19 protein-coding genes and 1 tRNA gene are annotated in these 22,888 nt (G+C 71.4%); 2 read left to right on the top strand and 18 right to left on the bottom strand.

Annotated features, from left to right (window positions below; translation table 11 throughout):
- Positions 1–119: 119 nt before the first annotated feature.
- The 10 genes from AB0D94_RS27005 to AB0D94_RS27050 form a co-directional block, all read right to left on the bottom strand.
- Positions 120–1,208: a DUF6081 family protein gene (locus AB0D94_RS27005; protein WP_362056465.1), complete on the bottom strand. Its 1,089-nt coding sequence runs from the start codon at positions 1,206–1,208 to the stop codon at positions 120–122.
- Between the two features lie 95 nt (positions 1,209–1,303).
- The gene (wrbA, locus tag AB0D94_RS27010; RefSeq protein ID WP_362056467.1) at positions 1,304–1,921 is read right to left on the bottom strand and encodes an NAD(P)H:quinone oxidoreductase; all 618 of its coding nucleotides are present in this window, start codon (positions 1,919–1,921) and stop codon (positions 1,304–1,306) included.
- Positions 1,922–2,118: 197 nt separating this feature from the next.
- A complete protein-coding gene (locus AB0D94_RS27015) occupies positions 2,119–3,300 on the bottom strand; it encodes a 3-hydroxybenzoate 6-monooxygenase (RefSeq protein ID WP_362056468.1) in 1,182 nt (393 codons plus the stop codon).
- Between the two features lie 6 nt (positions 3,301–3,306).
- Positions 3,307–4,578: a 3-phosphoshikimate 1-carboxyvinyltransferase gene (gene aroA / locus AB0D94_RS27020; protein WP_362056470.1), complete on the bottom strand. Its 1,272-nt coding sequence runs from the start codon at positions 4,576–4,578 to the stop codon at positions 3,307–3,309.
- The gene (gene tkt, locus AB0D94_RS27025; protein ID WP_362056472.1) at positions 4,575–6,692 is read right to left on the bottom strand and encodes a transketolase; all 2,118 of its coding nucleotides are present in this window, start codon (positions 6,690–6,692) and stop codon (positions 4,575–4,577) included. The genes aroA and tkt overlap by 4 nt, the downstream gene beginning before the upstream one ends.
- Before the next feature lie 198 nt (positions 6,693–6,890).
- Positions 6,891–7,235, bottom strand: coding sequence for a hypothetical protein (locus tag AB0D94_RS27030; protein ID WP_362056474.1), 345 nt, complete (start codon positions 7,233–7,235; stop codon positions 6,891–6,893).
- Positions 7,232–9,115: an anthranilate synthase family protein gene (locus AB0D94_RS27035; RefSeq protein ID WP_362056476.1), complete on the bottom strand. Its 1,884-nt coding sequence runs from the start codon at positions 9,113–9,115 to the stop codon at positions 7,232–7,234. Before AB0D94_RS27035 ends, AB0D94_RS27030 begins: the two co-directional genes overlap by 4 nt.
- Positions 9,112–9,756, bottom strand: a complete 645-nt coding sequence (locus AB0D94_RS27040; RefSeq protein ID WP_362056555.1) for an isochorismatase family protein — start codon at positions 9,754–9,756, stop codon at positions 9,112–9,114. The genes AB0D94_RS27035 and AB0D94_RS27040 overlap by 4 nt, the downstream gene beginning before the upstream one ends.
- Positions 9,757–9,784: 28 nt before the next feature.
- Positions 9,785–10,555 (bottom strand): 2,3-dihydro-2,3-dihydroxybenzoate dehydrogenase, encoded by a 771-nt coding sequence (locus AB0D94_RS27045; protein WP_362056478.1) that lies wholly within the window; start codon positions 10,553–10,555, stop codon positions 9,785–9,787.
- Between the two features lie 17 nt (positions 10,556–10,572).
- Positions 10,573–11,742, bottom strand: a complete 1,170-nt coding sequence (locus tag AB0D94_RS27050) for a 3-deoxy-7-phosphoheptulonate synthase (RefSeq protein ID WP_362056480.1) — start codon at positions 11,740–11,742, stop codon at positions 10,573–10,575.
- Positions 11,743–12,046: 304 nt separating this feature from the next.
- On the opposite strand from AB0D94_RS27050, the gene AB0D94_RS27055 reads away from it, so the two are divergent.
- Positions 12,047–13,018, top strand: a complete 972-nt coding sequence (locus AB0D94_RS27055; RefSeq protein ID WP_362056482.1) for a transaldolase family protein — start codon at positions 12,047–12,049, stop codon at positions 13,016–13,018.
- Here AB0D94_RS27055 and pabB read toward each other — a convergent pair.
- On the bottom strand, positions 13,008–15,092 hold the full coding sequence (gene pabB, locus AB0D94_RS27060; protein ID WP_362056484.1) for an aminodeoxychorismate synthase component I: 2,085 nt from the start codon (positions 15,090–15,092) through the stop codon (positions 13,008–13,010). The two genes, AB0D94_RS27055 and pabB, sit on opposite strands and share 11 nt — an antisense overlap.
- A 12-nt stretch (positions 15,093–15,104) precedes the next feature.
- Positions 15,105–15,785, bottom strand: coding sequence for a methyltransferase domain-containing protein (locus tag AB0D94_RS27065; RefSeq protein ID WP_362056486.1), 681 nt, complete (start codon positions 15,783–15,785; stop codon positions 15,105–15,107).
- 292 nt (positions 15,786–16,077) lie between these two features.
- Here AB0D94_RS27065 and AB0D94_RS27070 point away from each other — a divergent pair, with 292 nt between their 5' ends.
- On the top strand, positions 16,078–18,036 hold the full coding sequence (locus AB0D94_RS27070) for a helix-turn-helix domain-containing protein (RefSeq protein WP_362056488.1): 1,959 nt from the start codon (positions 16,078–16,080) through the stop codon (positions 18,034–18,036).
- Here the strand turns inward: AB0D94_RS27070 and AB0D94_RS27075 are convergent.
- From AB0D94_RS27075 to moaC, 6 genes are all read right to left on the bottom strand, one after another.
- The gene (locus AB0D94_RS27075; RefSeq protein WP_362056490.1) at positions 18,012–19,136 is read right to left on the bottom strand and encodes a transposase; all 1,125 of its coding nucleotides are present in this window, start codon (positions 19,134–19,136) and stop codon (positions 18,012–18,014) included. The two genes, AB0D94_RS27070 and AB0D94_RS27075, sit on opposite strands and share 25 nt — an antisense overlap.
- 644 nt (positions 19,137–19,780) lie before the next feature.
- Positions 19,781–19,854, bottom strand: a tRNA-Ala gene (locus tag AB0D94_RS27080).
- A gap of 78 nt (positions 19,855–19,932) precedes the next feature.
- Positions 19,933–20,970 (bottom strand): hypothetical protein, encoded by a 1,038-nt coding sequence (locus AB0D94_RS27085; RefSeq protein ID WP_362056492.1) that lies wholly within the window; start codon positions 20,968–20,970, stop codon positions 19,933–19,935.
- 157 nt (positions 20,971–21,127) lie between these two features.
- Positions 21,128–21,757, bottom strand: coding sequence for a GNAT family protein (locus AB0D94_RS27090; protein WP_362056557.1), 630 nt, complete (start codon positions 21,755–21,757; stop codon positions 21,128–21,130).
- A complete protein-coding gene (locus AB0D94_RS27095; protein ID WP_362056559.1) occupies positions 21,754–22,263 on the bottom strand; it encodes a MogA/MoaB family molybdenum cofactor biosynthesis protein in 510 nt (169 codons plus the stop codon). Before AB0D94_RS27095 ends, AB0D94_RS27090 begins: the two co-directional genes overlap by 4 nt.
- A 92-nt stretch (positions 22,264–22,355) precedes the next feature.
- Positions 22,356–22,835 (bottom strand): cyclic pyranopterin monophosphate synthase MoaC, encoded by a 480-nt coding sequence (moaC, locus tag AB0D94_RS27100; protein ID WP_362056494.1) that lies wholly within the window; start codon positions 22,833–22,835, stop codon positions 22,356–22,358.
- Positions 22,836–22,888 lie beyond the last annotated feature (53 nt).

Raw genomic sequence — 22,888 nt, forward strand, 5'->3', positions numbered from 1 at the left:
GGTTCGTGGTGTGCGTTGGTGTTGGGGTGGGTGGGGGGGGGGTCTGCGTGCTTGTTCTGGGGGGGGCGGGGGGGGGGGGGGCCCCCCCCCCCCCCCCCGCCCCTTTGTCATGCGTGGGCTCAGTGAGAGGCCGGCCGGGATGATACGCCCACCCTGCCCACCCGCAGCTGGACGCCCTGGCCCCACAGCCGGTTGGCGGGGCTGCTCGCACCGTCCAGGAAGCCCTGCGGGTACGGAGCACCGCGGTCCGGGTCGAAGTAGTAGTCGGGGCGGTCGCCAAGCCTCACCAGGCCCCGGCCGTCCGGGCCCTCGGCGTCCAGGAGGGTGAACATCCCGATGCCGCAGGACAGCTGCCGGGGCGAGACCGCTTCCCCGGTACCGCCGTGGTCGAGGATCAGATGCGCGCGGTCCTCCGGGAGCCGGCCGACGCGGTCGACGCTCAGTACCTCGCGCCCGTCCAGCCGCCAGACGGCCCTGCCCGCGGACTTGTCGAAGGAGATGGCGAAGTCGTGCTCCTGGCCCGGCTTCCGGGTGGCGACCGGGAGGGCGTAGGAGAACGCGGCGTAGGTGGCGCCGGGCTTCGGCAGCCGCTCGTAGAAGGCGTAGACGCGCTCGTTGGTCACGAAGAAGTCGAAGACGATGTTGGTCTCGAAGTCGATGACGGACATGGCGCCCGCGCCGAGGCGAAGGTCCGTCCCCGGGTCGGCGACCGCGGAACCGAAGGGATGGCGCTCGGCACCGAAGGTCCGGGCGGACATCCGGGTCTCACAGGTGAGCGTCTGCCCCGGTACCGCGTCGAAGCCGGTGATGCCGCTGGACGCCTTGTGGTTGGCGACGGCGTACCACTTGAGGTGGTCCCAGTCCCCGCCCCCGCCGCCGGCCTCCTGGCCGGTCGTGAAGGCGAACGCGGGCTTGCCGGTCGCCGCGTCGGTGCCGGTGGGCACGACGGTCAGCCCGTTCGCCGAGGTCGAGGGCTTCCCGTCGCCGAAGGGCAGGTCCCCGGTCGCGCTCAGGGACCATTTCGCGTCGTCACCTGTGTGGTCGAAACCCGACCGGAAGTCGTCCCAGGTGATGTCGTAGCCGTTGTCACGGATGCCGGGGCCGTCGGCCCGCTCCGCGGCGCCCGCGGGCGCGGGCGCGGGCGCGGTCATCGCCGTGATCGCCGCGGTGAGCGCCAGGGCGTAGCGGATGGATCTCCGTCTTCTCATGTCCGTCCTCCGTCGATCGTCGAAAAGTGCCGGGAAACGCGGCAGGGGACCGGGGCGGTGCGCCCCGGTCCCCTGGAACCGCTGTGCGGAGCCGGTCAGGCGGCCTGGAAACCGCGCTTGAGGGCGGCGGCGATCTCCACGGCGCGACGGGCCTGGAACTCGACGGCGGCGAGGTTCGCCTCGGCCACGTTGTCGGGGTTGTTGCCCGAGATGCTGCTCGCGCCGTACGGGTTGCCGTTGGCCGGGTCGAACTGGACCGCGTCGGCGAAGCCGGGCGCCACGATGATCGAACCCCAGTGGTAGAAGGTGTTGTTCAGCGCCAGCAGGGTGCTCTCCTGGCCGCCGTGGGCGGTCGAGGTGGAGGTGAACGAGGAGACGACCTTGTTCACCAGCTTCCCCTGGAACCACAGGCCGCCCGTGGTGTCGATGAACTGCTTGAGCTGGGCGGCGGGCAGACCGTAACGGGTCGGGGTGCCGAAGAGGATCACATCGGCCCACTCCAGGTCGTCCAGGGTCGCCTCGGCGACGTCCGCGGTGGCCGCGGCGTGGTCGGCCCACGCCTGGTTGCCGGCGACGACCGACGCGGGGGCGAGCTCGGCGACCTTGAGCAGGCGCGCCTCGGCGCCGGCCTTCTCGGCCGACTCGGCGGCCGCCTTGGCCATCGTGTGGACGTTCCCGGTGGAGGAATAGTAGATAACGGCAACATTGGTCATGCGGGTACAACTCCCTTGTCAGATATGTGGATCCACAGTCCGGGCAACTCCGCGGACGGCGCCGGGACCGTCGTTTCAGCGCCGGCGCGCCACAGGGGCCGGCGTGGTCGGGTAGGCGGGTATACCGGCCGGGCTGCCCGCGATGCGGTCCAGCCACAGGAGCAGGGCGCGTCGCACGCGCACCGGGCGCAGCCGCTTCACTGGAGCTCCGCCCCGTGGAGCCAGGCGACCTCGTCGTACATGTCGTCGGCCGACAGACCCGCGAGCATCGCGTTGCGCTCGCGCGCCCCGTCGCCCACCGGGTGGTACAGCCGGCGCCCCATCTCGCGGGCGACCAGCTGGGTCCGGGCCGTACGTTCCCGGCGTACCGCGCTGTACTTCTCCAGGCGCTGCACGAACTCGTCCTCGGAGCAGTCCAGCGACTCGGCGATGACCACCGCGTCCTCCAGCGCCTGGCAGGCGCCCTGGGCCGCGTACTGCAGCATCGGGTGCGCCGCGTCACCGAGCAGCGCCACGCGCCCGTCGGTCCACACGTCGACCGGGTCGCGGTCGCACAGCACCCACGCCTTCCAGTCCTGACCGAGCTCCAGCAGCCGCCGCGCCGTGTCACCCAGGTCCGGGAACTCGTTCAGCACGTGGTCGCGCTCGGTCGGCTTCCCGACGACGGCCACCTCCGCGGCGTCGTCACGGGTCGCGGCCAGGTTCAGGAACGCGCCGCCGCCGATCGGGTAGTGGACGAAGTGCCACTTGGGGCCCGCCCACAGGGTCACGGTGTTCCACCGCAGCTCCTCGGGCACCTGCTCCATGGGAATCACCGAGCGGTAGATGGTGTGCCCGGAGACCCGCGGATCCCCGTCGCCGACCAGCTGGCGCCGTACCGCCGAGCGGATGCCGTCGGCGCCGATCAGGGCCGCGCCGCTGAGCCGCTCTCCGCTGCTCAGCACGGCGGTCACCTCGCCCGAGCCCTGGCCGCCCTGCTCGTACGACACCACCGAGCTGCCGCCGCGCAGTTCGATCAGCGGGTGGCTGCGGCAGCCCTCGAGCAGCGGCTCGTACAGGTCGGAGCGCTGCACGACCGCGTACGGGTTGCCGAAGCGCGCACGGTAGTCACCGGTCAGCGGCATCGAGGCGACCCGCTCGTCCGTGGTGCCGTCCATGAACCGCAGTTCGTCGATGTAGACGGCCCGGTCGCGGACCTGTGAGCCCACGCCGAGCAGGTCGAGCGCGTGGAAGGCGTTGGGGCCGAGCTGGATGCCGGCGCCGAGTTCGGTGAAGGTGTCCCGGCGCTCCAGAACGGTCACGCGGTGGCCGCGGCCCGCGAGGCCGAGCGCCGCGGCGAGTCCGCCGATGCCTCCGCCCGCGATGAGTACGTTCGCCATGGTGGTTCAGATCCCTTGGGGTGTCGTGTGGTCGAGGAAGAGTCGGCGCAGTTCCTCGTGGAAGCCGGGGAAGGTCTTGCTGACGCAGGACGGGTCGTCGAGGGTGATGCCGCTGACGCGCAGTCCGAGGACGGAGAAGGCCATGGCGATCCGGTGGTCGCGGTAGCAGGCGATCTCGGCGCCGCTCGACCGGCCGGGGTGGACGGTGATCCGGTCCTGGCCCTCCTCGACGCGTATCCCGCAGGCCCGGAGGTTGCGGGCGACCGCCTCGATCCGGTCGGACTCCTTGAGCCGTGCGTGCCCGATCCCGTGGATCGTGATCGGGGCGTCGGCGAGCGGAGCGATGGCCGCCAGCGTCATGAAGGTGTCCGAGATATCGCCCATGTCGACGTCGAACCCGCCGGTGAGGCCGCCGTCGACGCGACCGGTCACGGTGGTCCCGGACTCGGTGATCTCCACGTGCGCGCCCGTGCGCCGCAGCACCTCGACGAAGCCGAGGTCTCCTTGGGAGCTGCCGGTGCCCAGGCCCGGCACGGTCACGGCGCGCCCGGTCACGGCGGCCGCCGCGAAGATGTACGAGGCGGTGGAGGCGTCCGGTTCGATCGTCAGGTCCGCCGCCGTGTACCCGCCGGGCAGGACCCGGATCGTGCCGTCGCCGTCCTGCCGGGTGCGGGCCCCGAAGTGGTGCATCAGCGACCGGGTCATCTCGATGTACGGACGGCTGACCAGGCCCTCGGCCCGTACGGTCAGCGGTTCGCGCATCAGCGGGGCCGACAGCAGCAGCCCGGTGAGGTACTGGCTGCTGAAGGAGGAGTCGAGGGTGATCTCCCCGCCGGCCAGGCCGTTCGCGTGCACCGTCAGCGGCAGGACGCCGTCGGGTCCGCCGGCCGGCTCGACGCCGAGCCCGGTGAGGGCGTCGACGAGCGGGCGCAGCGGGCGGGCCCGGAGCTGGTCGCTGCCGTCGAAGACGAACGTGCCCCGCCCCGTGGCCGCGAAGGGCGGCAGGAAGCGCGCCGCGGTTCCCGCGTCGGCGCACCACACGCGGGCGTCGCCGACGGGCCCGGACCCCGTACCGGTGACCTCCCAGACCTCGTCCGTGCCCGAGACCCGGATGCCCAGGTCGGTAAGGGCGGTGCGGAAGGCCAGGGTGTCGTCGCTGACCAGCGGTGCCCGCAGCCGGGTCACGCCGTCGGCGGCGGCGGCCAGCAGCAGGGCCCGGTTGGTGATGCTCTTGGAGCCGGGGACCCGGGCGGTCAGTGGAGCGGCTGCCGTGGTCATGACCGGCCCCTGACCCGGGCGACGCTCGACCGGGCCGCGGCCGCCACGCGCTCGGCCGTCAGACCGTACCGCTCGTACAGCGCCTGGTACGGGGCCGAGGCGCCGAAGCCGTCCAGGCCCACCGCCTGGCCGGCGTCGCCGACCAGCGCGTACCAGCCGAGCGCGGAACCGGCCTCCACCGAGACCCGGGCCCGCACCTGCGGCGGCAGCACCAGGTCCCGGTACTCCTGGCTCTGCTCGTCGAACCACTCCAGGCACGGCATGGACACCACCCGGGTGCGGATGCCGTCGCGCTGGAGTATCCGCCGGGCGTCGAGGGCGATGTGCACCTCGCTGCCGGTGGCGAGCAGCACGGCCTCGGGGGTACCGCCCGTGGCTTCCGCCAGGATGTACCCGCCTCGCGCGGCGCCCTCCGCGGACTCGATGTCCGACTGGGGGGAGCGGTCCAGGACGGGCAGGTTCTGCCTGGAGAGGCACAGCCCCGCGGGCCGGTCCGTGCGACGCAGTACGGAGGCCCAGACGGCGGCCGTCTCGTTGGCGTCGGCAGGGCGGACCACGTCGAGGCCCGGTATGAGGCGCAGGGACCAGAGGTGTTCGATGGGCTGGTGGGTGGGTCCGTCCTCGCCGAGCCCGATGGAGTCGTGGGTCCACACGTAGGTGACGGGCAGCTTCATCATCGCGGCGAGGCGCACGGCGGGACGCATGTAGTCGGAGAAGACCAGGAAGGTGCCGCCGTAGGGTCGGGTCCCGCCGTGCAGGGCGATGCCGTTCAGGATCGCGCCCATGGCGTGCTCACGGATGCCGAAGTGCAGGGTGCGGCCGTACCGGTGGCCGGTGAAGGTGTCGGTCGACAGCTCCTCGGGGATGAAGGAGGGTTCGCCCTTCATGGTGGTGAGGTTGGACTCCGCCAGGTCCGCGGAACCGCCCCACAGCTCGGGCAGTACGGAGGCCAGCGCGTTCAGCACCTCACCGGACGCCTTGCGGGTGGCGACCGCCTGACCCGGCTCGAAGACCGGGAGGGCCTTCGCCCAGCCCTCGGGGAGTTCCCGCGTCGAAGTCCGGTCGAACAGGGCGGCGCGCTCGGGGGAACCGGCGCGCCAGTCCTGCTCTCGCTTGTCCCATTCGGCCCGGTCCAGGCGTGCCCGCTCGCCCACCTGGCGGGCGTGGGCGAGGACCTCCGCCGGCACCTGGAAGCGCAGTTCGGGGTCCAGGCCCATCGCTTCCTTGGTGGCCGCGACCTCCTGCGCGCCCAGCGCGGCGCCGTGGATCTTGCCGCTGTTCTGCTTGCCCGGCGAGGGCCAGCCGATGATCGTGCGCAGCGATACGAGGGAGGGGCGGTCGGTCTGCTCGCGGGCGGCGCACAGCGCGGCGTACAGCGCGGGCACGTCCTCCACGTAGGAACCGGTCGCGGTCCAGTCGATCTGCTGCACGTGCCAGCCGTACGCCCGGTAGCGCGCCACCACGTCCTCGGAGTGCGCGATCTGCCGGTCGTCCTCGATGGAGATGCGGTTCTCGTCGTAGAGGACGACCAGGTTGCCGAGCTTCTGGTGGCCGGCGAGCGAGCTGACCTCGTGCGCGACGCCCTCCTCCAGGTCTCCCTCAGAGGCGATCGCCCAGACCGTGTGGTCGAAGGGGCTCTCGCCGGGCGCGGCTTCCGGGTCGAACAGGCCGCGCTCGCGGCGGGCGGCCATGGCCATGCCCACCGCGTTGCCCAGGCCCTGGCCGAGGGGGCCGGTGGTGGTCTCCACGCCCGGGGTGTGCCCGTACTCGGGGTGCGCGGGGGTGAGGCTGCCTGCCGTCCGCAGCGCCTTGATGTCATCGAGTTCCAGGCCGTAGCCGGAGAGGTAGAGCTGGTTGTACAGGGTCAGGCTGGAGTGGCCGCAGGACAGCACGAAGCGGTCGCGACCCGTCCACCGCGGGTCGGCGGGGTCGTGCCGCAGCAGGCGCTGGAAGAGCAGGTACGCGGCCGGCGCCAGGCTCATGGCGGTGCCGGGGTGGCCGTGACCGGCCTCTTCGACGGCGTCGACGGCCAGGGCACGGGCGACGTCCACGGCGCGCCGGTCCAGCTCGCTCCATTCGAAGCGTCCGGTCGCACTCTTCGCGGGGGTCCTCACGGTTCTACTCAGGGCTCCTTGACTGATGTTCGTAAGCGGGTGGAAAGCGCCGCTCCCACAGCCACCCTGCAATGACGGGAGCGGGCGTGCGCAGGAGGCCGGGAGCACTTCGTCAGGTGCCCCGGACCGCGTCACAAAGCCCGCGGCGTGGCGCTCCCCGGAGTCGTCCCGGTGAGCGCCGTACCGCGGCCGGGCCGGTCATTGGCTCAACGGGCGCTCCAGTGCCAAGCCCAGGCCGGACAGCCCCGGGAGTGAGTACGATCCCTCCACGGTCGCCTCGACGTCGAACAGCGTGCGCTGCACGGGCGCGCGTCCGATGAGCGCAGCCGCCAGCGCGGGCAGCGGCGCCGCGGCGGCCTCTGCGGACTCCCAGAGCAGCACCGCACCCCACCGTTCGGTCTGCGGGTCCGAGATCCAGAACTTCAGGCGCAGGCCCTCGACTTCGGCGAACCGGTCGACGGCCCCGTCCCGCAGGAAATCGCGCAGCGACTCGATGGTCTGCCCCGAACCGGCCAGGTCCCACCACACCACGGCGGCCTTCATCCGACCCGCTCCTCGAGCAGCGCGGAGAGGGCCTCGCCCACGATGCGTACGCCGTCCTCGGTGAGCACCGACTCGGGGTGGAACTGCATGGACCGGAAGCCCCGGCCCCGCAGGGCGTGGACCTCGCCGGTCTCCAGGTCCCTGCTGATCTCGAACACCCCATTGTCCGGGCATTCGGCCTTGTCCTCGAGGCTGTGGGCGGCGAACGTGTTGTAGAAGCCGACCCGTTCGGGCCACCCGAACAGGTCGATCCGGCGCTGCACACCCTGGTTGGGACGTTCCTTGCGCAGCAGGTCGAGACCGAGGCGGCCGCTGAGCACCTGGTGGCTCAGGCACACCGCGAGGAACGGCCTGCCCTCGGCCAGCAGGGTGTCGATCGCCTCCCGCAGATGCGCGATCTTCGGGTGCCCGGCGTCCTGCGGGTCACCGGGGCCTGGTCCCATCACCACGAGGTCGTACGGATCGAAGGAGTACGGATCGTCGAACCGGCGGACCGTCACTTCCGCTCCCCCGGCCCGCAGTTGCAGGTCGATCATCGCGGTGAACGTGTCCTCCGCGTCGATCACCAGCACCTTGCGCCCGGCGAGCCCCGGGACCGGGCGGACCCGGTCGGCATCGTCCGCCAGCCAGAAGGCGGAGATGGCCTCGTTGCGCCGGGCCAGCGCGGCGGACACGCTGGGATGGTCGGCGAAGCGGGTCGGGCCGCTCTCGCCGAAGGCGGCCAGCAGCCCCGCGGCCTTGGCCCGGGTCTCGGCGACCTCGGAGAGCGGGTCGGAGTGGCGGACCAGGGTGGCACCCACCCCGATCCGCATCCGGCCGGCGCCGTCGATGTCCGCGGTACGGATGAGGATCGCGGAATCCAGGGTGCGTGCACCCTGCCCGTCCTGGCCGATGACCGCGAGTACGCCGCTGTAGTAGCCGCGCCCCTGCGGTTCGTACCGCTTGATCACCCGTCCGGCGCTCTCCAGCGGGGACCCGGTGACGGTGGGCGCGAACAGCGTCTCGTGCAGGATCTCTCGCGGGTCGCGGGTGGTGTCGCCCTCGATGAAGTACTCGGTGTGCGCGAGCCGGGCCATCTCCTTGAGGTACGGGCCGACGACGCGGCCGCCCCCGTCGCAGATCCGGGCCATCATCTTGAGTTCCTCGTCGACGACCATGTAGAGCTCGTCGCACTCCTTGGTGTCGGCGAGGAACTCCATGACGCCGGAGAGGGAGGGACCGGAGTCGGGGTAGCGGTAGGTGCCGCTGATGGGGTTCATCACGGCCCGCCCGCCCGCGACGCTCACATGCCGCTCGGGAGAGGCGCCGACCAGGGTGCGGTCGCCGGTGTGCACCACGAACGTCCAGTACGCGCCGTTCTCCCGCTCCAGGAGCCGGCGGAACAGGCTCAGCGCCGAGTCGATGCCGTAGTCGGTGATGTCGGCGACGAAGGAGCGCTTGATGACGAAGTTGGCGCCCTGGCCCGTGCCGATCTCGTCCGTGATGACCTGCCGGACGGTCGCCGCGTAGGCGTCGTCGTCGATGTCGAAGCCGCCGCCCTCCGCCAGCCGGACGGGTTCGTCCGGGATACGGCGCAGCACCTCCGCCAGGGGCAGGCTCCCCTGCTCGGCGATGGTCATCGCGAGCAGGGGCGCACCGTCGTCGGGAGCCTCGTAGCCTCGTTCGGCGATCTGCCGGTACGGCACCAGCGTCAGCACGTCCTGGTGCGGGGCGGCGGATCCGGTGAGATCGGGGAGCGTGATGTCGGCCAGGGCCGCCACCTCGGTCATCTCCCCCGTGAACAGGTCGATCCGGTCGTCCCCGGTGGTCTCGGGCCGGTGCACGAGAGCGAAGGCGCGAGACCCTCCCGTCAGCACCCTGCCCAGCAGGTCGTCCGTCATGACGGCTCCTTCCCGCTGTACTCGTCCGCCCGGTACACCGGGAGTTCCTCGAGGAGCGCCTTGGTGCTGACGACGGAGGCGCAGCGGGCCGCGGCGTACTCCAGGGCCATCCGGTGGTCATTCCAGCTGAAGTCGGCGATGGCGTCGCCGACGAGGAAGGGCTGGATGTCGTGGCTGAAGGCGTCGACGGTCGTCATCAGTACGCCGACATGGGCGTACACACCGCAGATGATCAGCTGGTCGCGGCCCGAGAAGCGCATGCGCTCCAGCAGGTCGGTGTGGTGGAAGGCGCTGTAGCGCCACTTGGTGAACACCCAGTCGCCGTCGGCGGGTGCCACCGGCTCCACGACCTGCCGGTGCTCGGGGCTCGGCGTCATACCGGGACCCCAGAAATCCTTCAGCAGACCCCGCTGCTCCGGCGTCATGCCGCCGGGCTGCGCGGTGTAGGCGACCGGGATGCCCAGTGCCGCGCAGCGGTCGCGCAGCTGCGCGGTGTGCTCCACCAGGTCGGTGACGGGCTGCTCGCCGGCCGGGAACGGGGCCAGGAAGAACTTCTGCATGTCGTGGAGGAGCAGGACCGCGCGGTCGGGATCGACCGACCACTCCGCGGGGCCGGTGGGCAGGTCACCCGCGGCGGGCATCGGGTACGGGCTGATTTCGGGAATGGACCTAGACACCGAGCGCAGCACCTCCGTCCACGGTGAGGTCGTGCATGGTGATGTGCGAGGCCATGTCGGAGAGCAGGAACACCACCGCGTCGGCGACGTCCTGGGGCCGGGCCAGCTTCCCCAGGGGGATCCCGACCCGGTACGCCTCCGCGTTGCCGTTGATCGACATCTGGGCGCTGGAGTCGTCCTGCCACATCGAGGTGAGCATCGGCGTGTCGGTGGAGCCGGGCGCCACGAGATTGGCCCGGATGCCGAACTTGGCGATCTCCAGGCCCAGGCACTTGGTGAACATGGTCGCGGCCGCCTTGGAGGCGGCGTACGCGGACATCTCGGCGCGGGCGGTGCCCGCGGCGTTGGAGGCCACCGTGACGATCGCACCCTGACGGCGCGGCACCATACGGTTGACCACGGCGCGCGACACGAAGAAGACACCCGTGGTGTTGACGGCGAAGGTGGTCGCCCACTCGTCGTCGGTCAGGGCGCGCGCCTCCGCCAGCCGCAGCACACCGGCCGCGTTGACCAGGTAGTCGAGCGGCCCGAGGGTCGCCTCGACGTCCGCGACCAGCCCGTCCACATCGGAACTGACGGTGACGTCGGCGGGGAACGCGAAGACCTCCAGGCCCTCCTCGACGGCGGACTTCACGGCCACGTTCAAGCGTTCGGCGTCACGGTCGACGGCGGCGACCCGCACACCGCGGGATGCCAGCATGCGCACCACCGCTTCTCCGATGCCACCGGCGGCGCCGGTGACCAGAGCGGTTTTCCCTTGCATTTCGGCCAACTCCTCTCTCAGCCGCGCCAGGCAGAGGCGACTTCCATCGCCTGCTGAAGGTTGAGCCTGGGGTCACAGAAGCTGGTGTACTTCTCTCCCAATTCCCCGAACCGGGATGCGTCGGCGACGCATTCCCGCACACTCTCCGGCGTGGTCTCCAAATGCAGACCTCCGGCGATTCCGCCGTTGTCCGAGACCGCGTTCTGGAATTCCTCGACCTCCTGAACGACCGTTTCGACGAACCGGGTCTTGATTCCGTCCGGGGCGCTCACGGTGTTGCCGTGCATCGGGTCGCACAGCCAGATGACCGGGAATCCGGCCGCACGCACCGCGCGTACCAGTTCGGGCAGCTTTTCGGCCGCGGTGCCGGCTCCCATGCGGGAGATCAGCGTCAGTCGGCCGGGCTCGCGCCGCGGGTCCAGCCGCTCGCAGAGTTCCAGCAGCTGGGCCGGGGTGGTCTTCGGACCGACCTTGGTGGCGACCGGGTTGGCCAGCGAGGCGAAGAACGCGACGTGAGCGCCGTCGATCTCCCGCGTCCGCTCGCCGATCCACGGCCAGTGGGTCGAGGTCAGCAGCTGCGAGCCGTCCGGCTCCGTGCGCAGCATGGGGCCTTCGTAGTCCAGCAGCAGGGCCTCGTGGCTCGTCCACACCGGCGCCTCGGCCCCGGAGGGGCCCGACTCGCCCTGCCAGCCGAGCAGCTCCATGACGTCGGCTGCCGCGCGGTAGCCGGAGAGCAGCCGGTTCGGGTCGGGGCGGCGCAGTTCGGGGTCCGGTTCCGGACTGTTGACCATGTGGCCGCGGTACGAGGAGAGTTCGACACCGTTGATGATCTCGGTGGAGCTCGAGCGCGGCTTGCCGAACTGCCCGGCGAGCCGGCCCACGCGCAGGACGGGCTTGTGCGAGCGCGCCTTCATGACGCCGGCGAGCACGTCCAGGAGCGCCGCCCGGCGCGCCACGGAACCGCGGGTGGCGTCGTCCGGGTCCTCCGCGCAATCCCCGGCCTGGACCACCTGGATCTCACCGGCCGCGACACGGGCGAGCAGGGCGCGCAGGGCGTGTACGTCCTCACCACGCACCAGCGCCGGCGCGTCGCGAAGTTCTTCACGGACCTCTTCGAGGACCGCCCCGTCCGGCCAGTCCGGCTGTTGTCCTGCGTTTAGCGATTTCCAGTGTGCAAACTCAGGCACGCGGTACCTCCCAGTACTGAACCAGCTGACATGGCGATGCACGAGAGTCTGCGAATGGTGAACGCGGGGCACCAATACGGGAGTTCCACTTCGTCAGGTGGCGGGCACTTGGTCAGGTCCCGTCGCCCCGCAGAACAGATGCGCGAATCCGCCGGAAATGCCCCATGGAAACGGACCCGAATCATCCGCATTCCTGAACGGCTTCCGGCCACTCGGGCGCACAACCGGGCGCCCACCGACTGGACTTGACAATGCCTCGGGCCATTGGTCGCATTCGCCGGCCGGCTCCACCTAAGTTCGACCCATGTTGAGCCAACCGGTTATCGCGCTGCTGAAGCAGTTGGCGTCCGAGGGCGTGTCGCCCTGGCTGGATGCCGCGAACGGGGAGGAGTTCCTCCCGGGTCCGCTGTCACACCCCGCAGTGACCGGGCTCCTGCACGGCGTTGTGGCACCGGCCCTCACCCCGGCCGCCATCCGCCGGGCCTGCGACGCCCTCCAGGGCATCTTCCTCGCGAGCGGCAGCCGGTACGGCTGCGTGTCCGTACCGGTGGACCCCCGGAGCGCCCACGCGGCGAAGGCCCTGGTGGCCGCGGCCCGTCGCGTGCACGCCGACGTGGGGCGGCCGAACCTGCTGACGCGGATCCCGGCGACCCGGGCCGGCCTTGCCGCGCTCGAGGACTGCCTTGCCCTGGGCATCAGTGTGGAAGTGGACCTGGTCTTCTCGGTCGAGAGGTACCACGAGGCCCTGCGCGCGTACCTCAACGGCATGGAGCGGGCGCTCGCGGCCGGACTGGACCTCCAGGGAATCATGGCCACGGCCTCGGTACCGGTGGGCATGCTCGACGCGGAGGTCAACACACGGCTGGCGGCGCTGCCGGGGCCCGCCCTCCCCGCCACCCAGGCCCGTGACACGGCGGCCCTGGCGGTCGCACGCGAGATGTACCGGGTACGGGAGCAGTGGCTCGCCACTGGCTGGTGGCGGGTGCTCCAGGCCGCCGGGGCCACGCCTCCGGGGCTCCTGTGGACCACGGCGGGGCCCCGGCACATCAGCAGGCTCATCGGGTGGAACACCGCCCAGGCGGTGTCCCTCGAGGTCCTGGAAACCGCCGCACTGCACGGGGAGTTGCGCGGTGACACCCTCCTGGGCGCGCACGAGGAGGGACGCCGCGCGCTGGACGCCCTCGAACAGCTCGGGATCCGGATGCCCGATGTCGCGCGGGTGCTGGAGACGGTGGAACTCACCCGTCTCCAGCACGCGTGGACGCTCAAGTCCTGAGCTTGTCCCCGCGCCGGTCCGGGAACCGGGCCTCGGCCAGTGACAGCAGCGGGGTGGCCTTGACCGCCGTCTCCTCGAATTCCGCCTCGGGGTCGGAGAGCGCGATGACGGCCCCGCCCACGCCGTAGCGGACCCGGTCCTCGGTGACCAGGGCCGTGCGGATCACGATGCTCAGATCGGCGGCGCCGGAGAGCGAGAAATAGCCGATCGCACCGGAGTACACCCCCCGTGGTCCTCCTTCGATCCGGTCGATGATCTGCATCGTCCGCACCTTGGGCGCTCCTGTCATCGAGCCCCCGGGGAAGGCCGCGCGGACACAGTCCACGGCACTGCTGTCGGACCGCAGCCGCGCCCGCACGGTGCTCACCAGCTGGTGGACGCTGGCGTAGCTCTCGACCCGGAAGATCTCGTCGGCCTCCACGGAGCCCGGCTCGGCACAGCGCCCGAGATCGTTGCGGACCAGGTCCACGATCATCAGGTTCTCGGCGCGGTCCTTCTCGTTGTTCAGCAGGTCCGCCACCAGCTCGGCGTCCTCGGCGGCCGTGGCCCCGCGCGGGCGGGTTCCCTTGATCGGCTTCGATTCGACCAGGCCGTCCCGGGAGACCCGCAGGAACCGCTCGGGTGAAGAGCTCAGCACGCTGAGGCCGTCGAACTGGAGCAGCGCGCCGAACGGTGCCGGACTGGTGCGGCGCAGGCGCAGATATCCGGACCAGGGGTCCAGGGAGCCGCTCAGCTCCGCCATGTTGGTGAGGCAGACCTCGTAGGTCTCGCCTGCCGCTATCTGCTCCTGGCAGTCGGCGATGAGGCCCAGATAGGCGTCGCGGTCGTGGCGCAGCCGGATCTCGCCCAGTCGCGCGGGTGCGGGCGCCGGGCCGGAGGTACCCAGTGGCAGCCGCGCGAGCCGTCCCGCCATGGCGGCCAGCCGGCTCCGCGCCGCGGCCTCCGACCCGTCCACGCCCTCCTCCGCCAGCGCCAGCAGATGGGTGGTGCCGGTGGCGTGGTCGAGAACGAGCGCCCGGTCGACGAAAACCATCGTCGCGTCGGGGTCCTCGGACTGGTGCGCAAGATCGCCGCCGCACTCGGCCTTGAGCTCGTAGCCCAGGTAGCCTGCCCAACCGAGGGCGAAGTCGAAGGGGAGCGCGGGGATGTCCGTGGTGATGCCGCGCAGATCCTGGTCGATCCAGTCCAGGAAGGCGCCCGCGACGATCTCGGTACCCGCCGCGGTGTCCACGCGGACCGTACCGCTCCACACATCGGCGCGGGCCACCCGTGCCAGCGGCCCCCACGCGTCACCCATCACCGAGAAGCGGCCGGCTCCGGCGTCCGGGCGGCTGCTGTCGAGCCAGAAGGCGTACGGATTGCCCCGGAAGAGCGTGTCGTAGGCCCTCTCGGCGGCCCAGCCGGTGGGCAACTCCTGTGCGAGCACCCGCAGCCGACGCGTACCGGAGGGAACAGGATCGGGCGCGGCCGGCCGTACCGGCGCGGAACGCGTCCTGCGCCGCGTCCCGCTCAGCTCGGCGAAGTTCCGCAAGAGTTCCACGCCGTACTCCCCGCAGATCGACTCGGGGTGGAACTGCAGGCCCCACATCGGCCGGTCCCGGTGCCGCAGCCCCATCAGGACCCCGTCCGAGGTCCACGCCGTGGCCTCCAGCTCGGACGGCAGGTCGGTCACCGCGAGCGAGTGGTAGCGCACGACCTCCATCGGCAAGGGAACGGCGGCGAACAGGCCCTGGCCGTCGTGCAGTACGGAGGAGACCCTGCCGTGCCGGGGCTCCGGCGCCCGGCCCACCGTGGCACCGTGCAGTAACCCGATCCCCTGGTGCCCGAGGCAGATCCCGAGCAGCGGCAGCGTGCTCTGCTCGATGATCTCGCGGGAGATGCCGAGGTCGGCCGCCCGATGGGGCGTTCCGGGGCCGGGAGAGATGATGACGTTGTCGAACTCCGCGAGCCGCCGCATCCGCCAGTGCGGTTCGTCATTGCGGACCACCTCCGGCTCCCTGCCGTTGACCTCGGCGATCTGGTGGAAGAGGTTGTAGGTGAACGAGTCGTAGTTGTCGATCAAGAGTGTGCGCACGTCGGCCTCTCGTCACTCCGCGGCGTGGGGCAGGATTTCCAGCAGCATGTGCTCGACGACGTCGTCCCCGTACTCGCCCTCACGGACCCGGTGGGTGCGCAGGGTGCGCAGCTCCCGGCCGCATTCCTGCGCGATCCGGTGGAGGGCCGGCACATCGCCCCGGTCGCTGAAGTGCAGCAGCGCCGAGCCGTTCGGGGTGAGCCAGCGCAGTACCTGTTCCATGTAGCGGCGATGGGCCCGGTAGCCGGCGTCCACATAGGCGCGCTCATGGACCGACTTGTACTCGTAGGACTCCGGCGCCAGCACGTAGTTGGAGCTCCAGAAGATGGTGTCGAACCGCTCGCTCTCGACCAGACCGGAGAACAAGTCGCTGTGTACGGCGCTCATCCGGGCGTTCACCCCGTGCCGTTCGGCGTTGACCGCCGCGTTCTCCACCGCTCGCGGGCTGATGTCCGAGGCGACCACGCGCTCGTGACCGGCCAGGGCAGCCATGACAGCCGTCACTCCGGCGCCGCATCCGACCTCCAGGAAGGACCCGCCGCGCGGGGGCGCCGGCCACCCGTCCAAGTCCAGGAACTCCAGCGCGATCCCGGTCGACGGGGAGAACACCGGCGCGAACACCTCGTCCAGCAGATCCCACTCACGTCCGCACATGGAGAAGACCTTCGGCCTGTCGTCCCTCGTCAACGACATGCGACTGCGGTGAAGTGAGCGCTCGAAACTCTGGACCTGCATCATCGGACCCCTCGTCAGCAACCGAACTGCGGCACCTGGTCACGGCGCCAGGTAAAGGTTTACTCAAGGTGGGGCCCCGCCAGAAGGTGGTCAGGCAACCGCTTCGTTCACGAAGAGTGGTGCCCCAGCCACACTCAGCCCATCTGACCTGGCACTATAACTTCAACAAATTGTTGACCAGCCCGGCCGACCGCACTACGTTCGCCATGGGTTACGCGCCACAGCCGCGCGTCGAGGGGGGACGAATGTGATGCCGGAGAGAAAAACGCCGCACCCGGACGTAGCCGAGATGCTGGAGCTGCTGGCCCGTGAGGCACCCACCGAGGAGTTCGAGCGCATCGTGCGCGCGGCCCGCGACGCCGGAGCCTGCGAGGAGGACCTCACCCGGCTGACCCGGGCCAAGGACCTCTCCTTGAGCATCCGCGGTCTCTTCGCCCGCCGCCAGCAGCGCGAAGCGGGACTGAGCGCCCTGGTCGACACCGCCCGGGACCTGACCCTCCCGTACAACCTGGACACGCTGCTGAAGGTCATCACGCGGCGGGCCCGGCTGCTGCTGGGGCTCGACATGTCCTGGGTGACGTTCCACGCCTTCGACGAGCATCGCTCCTACGTCCGAGCCGCCGACGGCCACACCTCGGCGATCACCGTGGGATTCGCCGTGCCGATGACCGGCGGGGTCGGCAGGCAGGCACGGCAGCGATCCGCGCCCTTCTGGACGGCCGACTACCTCCAGGACACCTCCTTCGTCCACTCCGACGTGATCGACAACGTGGTGCGGGCCGAGGGCCTCCACGCACTGATGGCGGTCCCGCTGCGCCACGAGCAGTCCGACCTGGGCAACCTGTACGTCGCGGGCCGCCGCATCCGCCACTTCGACCCGGACGAGATCTCGCTGATGAGCTCGCTCGCCGACCTCGTCGCGGTGGCCATCGAGAAGACCCGGCTGCTGGACCGGGCCAGGGACGAGGTCGCGGGACTGGAGCTCAACACCTCCCGCGCCATGAACTCCTCCGCCGCCGCCAACCGCCTCCGGGACGCCCACAGCCACCTGATCGAGCTGGTACTGGGGGGCGGGGGCCTGCACAGCCTGGCCTCCGAGGCTTCCACCCTGCTCGGCGGCACCCTGCTGATCCGCGACCAGGCCGGACGCGACCTCAACGCCCCCGGGGACCTTCCCGAGCTGGACGAGAGCGAGATCCGCGCGGCCTCCCTGGACGCCCATGCCGAGCGTCGGCCCGTCCGGTCGGCGAGCGGCATCTGGTTGGCCCCGGCCGTCGCGGGCCAGGAGATGCTCGGCACGCTCCTCCTGATCCCGTACGCACGTACGGAGGAGGAGGTGTCCGACACGGCCCACCGGATCCAGCTCCTCGCCCTGGTGGCCCAGGTCACCGCCCTCCTGCTGATGATGCAGCGCAGCGCGGCCGCGGCCGAGGGCCAGGTCCGCGACGATCTGTTCAACGACCTGCTCAAGGGAGGAGAGCTCCAGACCGCCAAGCTCGCCGAACGTGCCCGGCGTCTCGGCGTGGACCTCGACGGCCCCCATGTCGTCGTGGTCGCCCGCCCCGAAGGCGGCTCCCTGGGCAGAGCGGTCATATGGGCCTCCTCGTACGCGCACCAGTTCTCCGGCCTCAAGAGCGTCGACGAGGGCTGCATCATCCTGATGCTCCCCGGAACCGACCCGGGACCCGCGGCGCGGGCCCTATCGGAGGAACTCTCCTCGGCCCTCAACCACCCGGTGACCGTGGGCGCGGCGGGGCCGGTCGCACAACTGTCGGCCATCAGCCGCACCTACCAGGAGGCCCGTTGCTGCCTGGATGCCCTGACGGCACTGGGCGGCACCGGCGGCACCGCTTCACCACGTGATCTGGGCTTCCTGGGCCTCCTGCTCTCCGACAACCCCAACACCGGTGACTTCGTCAACAGCACCATCGGCCCCGTGCTGGACTACGACGCCCAGCAGCGCACCGAGCTGGCCCGCACCCTGGAGGCGTACTTCGCTTCCGCCAGCAGCCCCACGCGTGCCGCGGAAACCCTGCACGTCCATCCCAACACCGTCTCCCGCCGGCTGGAGCGCATCAGCGAACTGCTGGGGCCCGACTGGCTGGAGCCCCGGCAGGCCCTGGAAGTCCAGCTGGCCCTCCAGATGCAGCGCACCCGACTGGCGCTGATGCGGGGGCGCCGCGATCAGGCGGGCCGCGCCACCAGCTGAGGCCGGTAGCCGGTGGCCAGGGCGTGCACGGCATGCGCGGCCGAAGCGAGCGTCGTGTGCCGGTGCCAGCCGCCGAAGGACCTGCCCTCGAAATCCACCATCCCCACATCCAGGGAGATCTCCGAGAAGTCGGTGGCGACGCGGTGCGCCAGCTTCGCCAGGCGCAGCAGCGCTCCCCAGGGCACGTCGGTCAGATCGGTGAGCCAGCACTGCTGCGGCCAGCCGTCCGGGCCGCTCCACTCGCCCAGCAGCAGCAGGTTCCGGTTCGTGCCCGGCAGCCGCACCGGGACGGCGGCGACCACGCTCGTACGGGTTCTCCTGGTCACCGGATCCGTCCAGGTCACGGGCCGCCGCAGCGTACGGACCATCCTCAGGAGCTGATGCGCGGGGATCTCCTGGATTTCATGGCCCGGCAGGGCCGAGGCCGTGGGAGTGACCCGCGCCGAGCCGCGGACGCCCGCCACGAAGGGCAGGCCGGCGGCGCCGAAGCGCCTCGCGATCGCCGCCGGGTCACTGTCCGGGAGGTCGAGGACGACCGGGCGCTGCATGCCGCCCGCCCAGGCCTGGGCTTCGAACGCGGCTCCGGCCACGCACTCCAGCGGGGTCTCGGCCAGGCTCGACTCCGGCAGCCGCGGGTGCCCGAGCCGGGGGCTGTCCCGCCAGTCGTCGGAGAGCGCGAGCCGCCAGTTGACCGGGCCGCTCGTCTCCTCATTGGCGGCCCAGATGCCGTACACCTCCTGGCTGTTGACCACTTGGCCGAGGCTGGGCACGAACCGGCGCCCGACCCCCACCGAGTGACGCCCCGCCTTGGGGATGATCACCGGATGGGCCACCCAGGCGCGGGGGCGCAGCGACCGCTCCAGGTACCGGGAGAGCGCCGCGCGCACCGGATCCCAGTCCCAGGTGGAGGAGGAGATGAAGTGGTGCAGGCTCTGCTCGGCCGCCCGGTCGCCCACGCAGGCCGCGATGTTCCGCATCGACTTCCGGCCGCCGGCCGACAGCAACCCGCGCAGGTACATCTCGCCCTTGCTGCGCTGATCGCTACGCGACAGCGGCGCGAAGATCTCCGCGCACAGTTCACCCAGGGTGCTGTCCGGCACCCGATGACTGCTCTCTTCTTCCCAAACGAGGTGCATCCCCACGTCTCCCCCAACCCTCGGCAGCCCGCTGCTCTCCGCGGGACCACTACCGTGCGCTCCGGGGCGAGGGCTTGCCCAGGTGTGCCCGCCACACACCTGCGGCCGTGGGTGCACACCCGACCACCCGTCCGCCGGCCGGCCTGCGGTTCAGGAAGGAAGGGGCGGGTGCCGGGACAGCCCGGCGGAAGGACTCTCCGGCCGCCGGCTTTGCGGGAGGTCCCGCTGCCCGCCGTCGGTGTGGGCGGCGACCCAGCGCGGCCCTGCCCATGGTGGCGGCATCACCTGAGGTGACTCCCGTGGTGTGGACAGCCATCCCTGCGAACGGCCTTTCCCCACCCGCCTCGACGCCGGCAATCCCCACGAACACCTGACACGCCAGCACCACACGACGAGCTCAAGCACGTCCAGCAGCAGCCCCGGCACCCCTCATGCACCCGAACCACCCCGAACCCCAGGCCGATCCTCCGCTGGACAAGCACCCGAGGCCCCGTCCGCGTTCGGACATCACCTCGAACACACCCCGGAAACGCAGAGATCCCGCCCAACCTTTCGGCTGAACGGGATCTCGTGACGATCCTTGAGAGCTACTCAAGAACTGCCGTCTGTGGACCTGTGGGGATTTGAACCCCAGACCCCCTCGATGCGAACGAGGTGCGCTACCAGACTGCGCCACAGGCCCTTGCGACGTGTGAAACATTAGCATCCCCGCGCGGGTGCTCCAAAACCGGTATCGGGGAGCGTCCGCGCAGGTCACCGATCATTCGTTCGCGGCGCGCGGGCGGTCGTCGCTCTCGTACTGGTCGAACAGCGGCGTACGGCCCCGCTCTCGGCCCCGGGGGCGGGGCGTCGTCGGCTGGGGCTTCTGCTCCGGCGCGGGGGCGTGCGGCTGGGCGCGCAGGCGGGGTTCCGTGGGCTCGGCGGTGCTGGAGCGGGTCGCGCTCCAGGCGTCGGGGGCCGCGGGTCCGGTGGCGCGGGGGGCGACCGGGGCCGTCACGTACGTCGGCAGCGGGACCGGGACCGGCTCCCAGCTGTCACCGCGGGCGGGGCCGCGTTCGCGCTCGCGCTGCTGGTCCACCCACTCGGCGTGGTCCGTCTGCTCGACCAGGGCCCGGCGGCCCGCCTCCTGCGGGGAGACCGGTGGCGCCGGGTCCGGTTCGTTTCCCGCCGCGGCCTCCGGCTCGCGGCGGCGCGGGCGGTTCTCGCGCAGCTGCCGTGCGGCCGCCTCGGCGCGGCGCCGGTCCATGGTGAACTCGTAGCGCCGTCGCTCCTGGACCCTCAGGTGCACGATGTACGTGCTCAGCAGCAGGGCCGGTACGGCCGGGGCCCACAGGTAGCCGAGGCCGCCGACGGCCGCGACGACCGCGCCGAGGGTGAAGACCAGGAAGAGGAGCGCGGTGGTGCGCCGGCGGCGGGCGAGGACCTGGAGGCGCTGCTCGCGCCGGGCCCGCTCGGCCCGCTGCTCCCGGCCCTGGGCGGCGGCCTGTCTCGGCTGCTCCGTCCGGGTCGCGGGCACGGCAAAGGCCCGGACGTCGGCGTCCACGGAATCAACCGTTTCCGTGACCGCGTCCGGGTCCGCGTGGGGCTGGGGATCCGCTTCCTCGGCACCGCGCTCACGCAGCCCCTTGGCGTAACGGCGCTCCATTCCCGCCCGGCCGGAAAGCAGCCGAATGGCAGTGGAGAAGCGTTCCGTCGGACGAGCCTCGTTCAGCTCGTCCTGCCTCCGGAGCCACATGGGCACCAAGTAGGCGGCCCAGGCCCCGACAATGACTGCGTAGATGAGGCCGCTGCTGCTCACACCTCACACCGTAGAGGGGCGCGGCCGAGGGGATCGGCCAATTGGGCCGGTGTGTCGCACGATCTCGCTGATATCACGGACTTTTTTTGTGATTCTTCGGATCAGGTTATGGACGAATCGGCTCGCCCGGGCACGAATTCGAACTGGCATTCGCTTTTCATTTCGGCGGGATCTCGGGGTGCCGCGTACGGTGCCAGCGGCGCAGCAGCCCCTCCGGCACCTCCTCCACCGTGATCGCGTACACGAGGTGGTCCCGCCAGGCCCCGTCGATGTGCAGATAGCGCGGCCGCAGTCCTTCCTCGCGCAGGCCAAGCTTCTCCACCACCCGCCGGCTCGGTCCGTTCTCCGGCCGGATGCACACCTCGATCCGGTGCAGCCCGACCTTCCCGAAGCAGTGGTCCACGGCGAGGGCGACCGCCGTCGGCATCACGCCGCGGCCCGCGACGTCGCGGTCCACCCAGTAGCCGATGTGGCCCGCGCACATCGAGCCCCAGGTGATCCCGGCGACCGTCAGCTGGCCGACCAGCCGGCCCTCGTACTCGATGACGAAGGGCAGCATCCGGCCCGCGTTCGCCTCCGCCCGCAGGTGGCGGACCATCTGGCGGTACGTCGGCCGGTGGATCACCGGCCCCCACGGCGCGGGCGGCGGGATGGTGGCCTCCCACGGGCGCAGCCAGTCGCGGTTGCGCCGGTTGACCTCGCGCCAGGCGCGCTGGTCCCGCAGTTTTATCGGCCGGAGCGTGACGGCGCCGTCCACCAGGACGGCCGGCCAGGATGGGCCGTTCAGCTCGCGCTCCCGGAAGGGCGCGGGGCTTCGCCGGGCCGGGGGTGGTCGCCGCCCCGGATCTGGTCCACGGCGTGCAGGAGGAGCCGGGAGAGGACCGCGAGGCCGTCGCGGACCCCGCCCGTGGAGCCCGGCAGGTTGACGATCAGGGTGTGCCCGGCCACGCCCGCCAGGCCCCGCGACAGGGCCGCGGTCGGCACCTTCGCCAGGCCTTCGGCGCGGATGGCCTGCGGGATGCCCGGGATCTCGTAGTCCAGCACCTTCGCGGTGGCGTCCGGGGTGCGGTCCGTGGGCGAGATGCCGGTGCCGCCGGTGGTCAGGATGACGTCGTACCCGGCCGCCACGCCCTCGCGCAGCGCCTGCCCCACGGGATCGCCGTCCGGCACGACCAGCGGGCCGTCCACGCCGAACCCGAGCTTCTCCAGCGCCTCGGCCAGCAGCGGGCCGCCCTTGTCGGCGTAGACGCCCTGCGAGGCCCTGTTCGAGGCCGTGACCACCAAGGCCCGCAGCGCCGGGACCGAGGAGGCGGCGGGCGGCTCGGCCGCCCAGGCCTCGCCCGTCGCGGGGTGGTGGCTGTGGACCTCGCCGCCGCGCGGGGCGTTCACGAGCGGGCCCAGTCGCCGGACTTCCCGCCGGTCTTCTCCTCCACCCGGACGTCGGTGATCACGGCGCCCTTGTCGACGGCCTTCACCATGTCGATCACGGTGAGCCCGGCGACCGCGACGGCGGTCAGCGCCTCCATCTCGACGCCCGTGCGGTCGGTCGTCTTCACCGTGGCGAGGATCTCGACGGCGTCGTCGGCGACCGTCAGGTCGACCTTCACCCCGGAGACCGCCAGCGGGTGGCAGAGGGGGATCAGGTCGGGGGTCTTCTTGGCGCCCATGATCCCGGCGATCCGCGCGGTGGCGAGGGCGTCTCCCTTGGGGACGCCCTCGCCGCGCAGCAGCTCGATCACCCGGGGGGACACGAGTACCCGTCCGCTGGCCCGCGCCGTACGGGTGGTGACGTCCTTCTCGGAGACGTCGACCATCCGGGCCGCGCCGGCCTCGTCGATGTGGGTCAGCCTGCTCTGCGTACTCATGATCTGCGCGCCGCTTCCGTCCGGGCCCCCTGGGGGCCTGTGTGGTGCAACAC

The sequence above is a fragment of the Streptomyces sp. NPDC048255 genome, from assembly GCF_040652415.1.
In the GTDB taxonomy this organism is placed as follows: Bacteria; Actinomycetota; Actinomycetes; order Streptomycetales; family Streptomycetaceae; genus Streptomyces.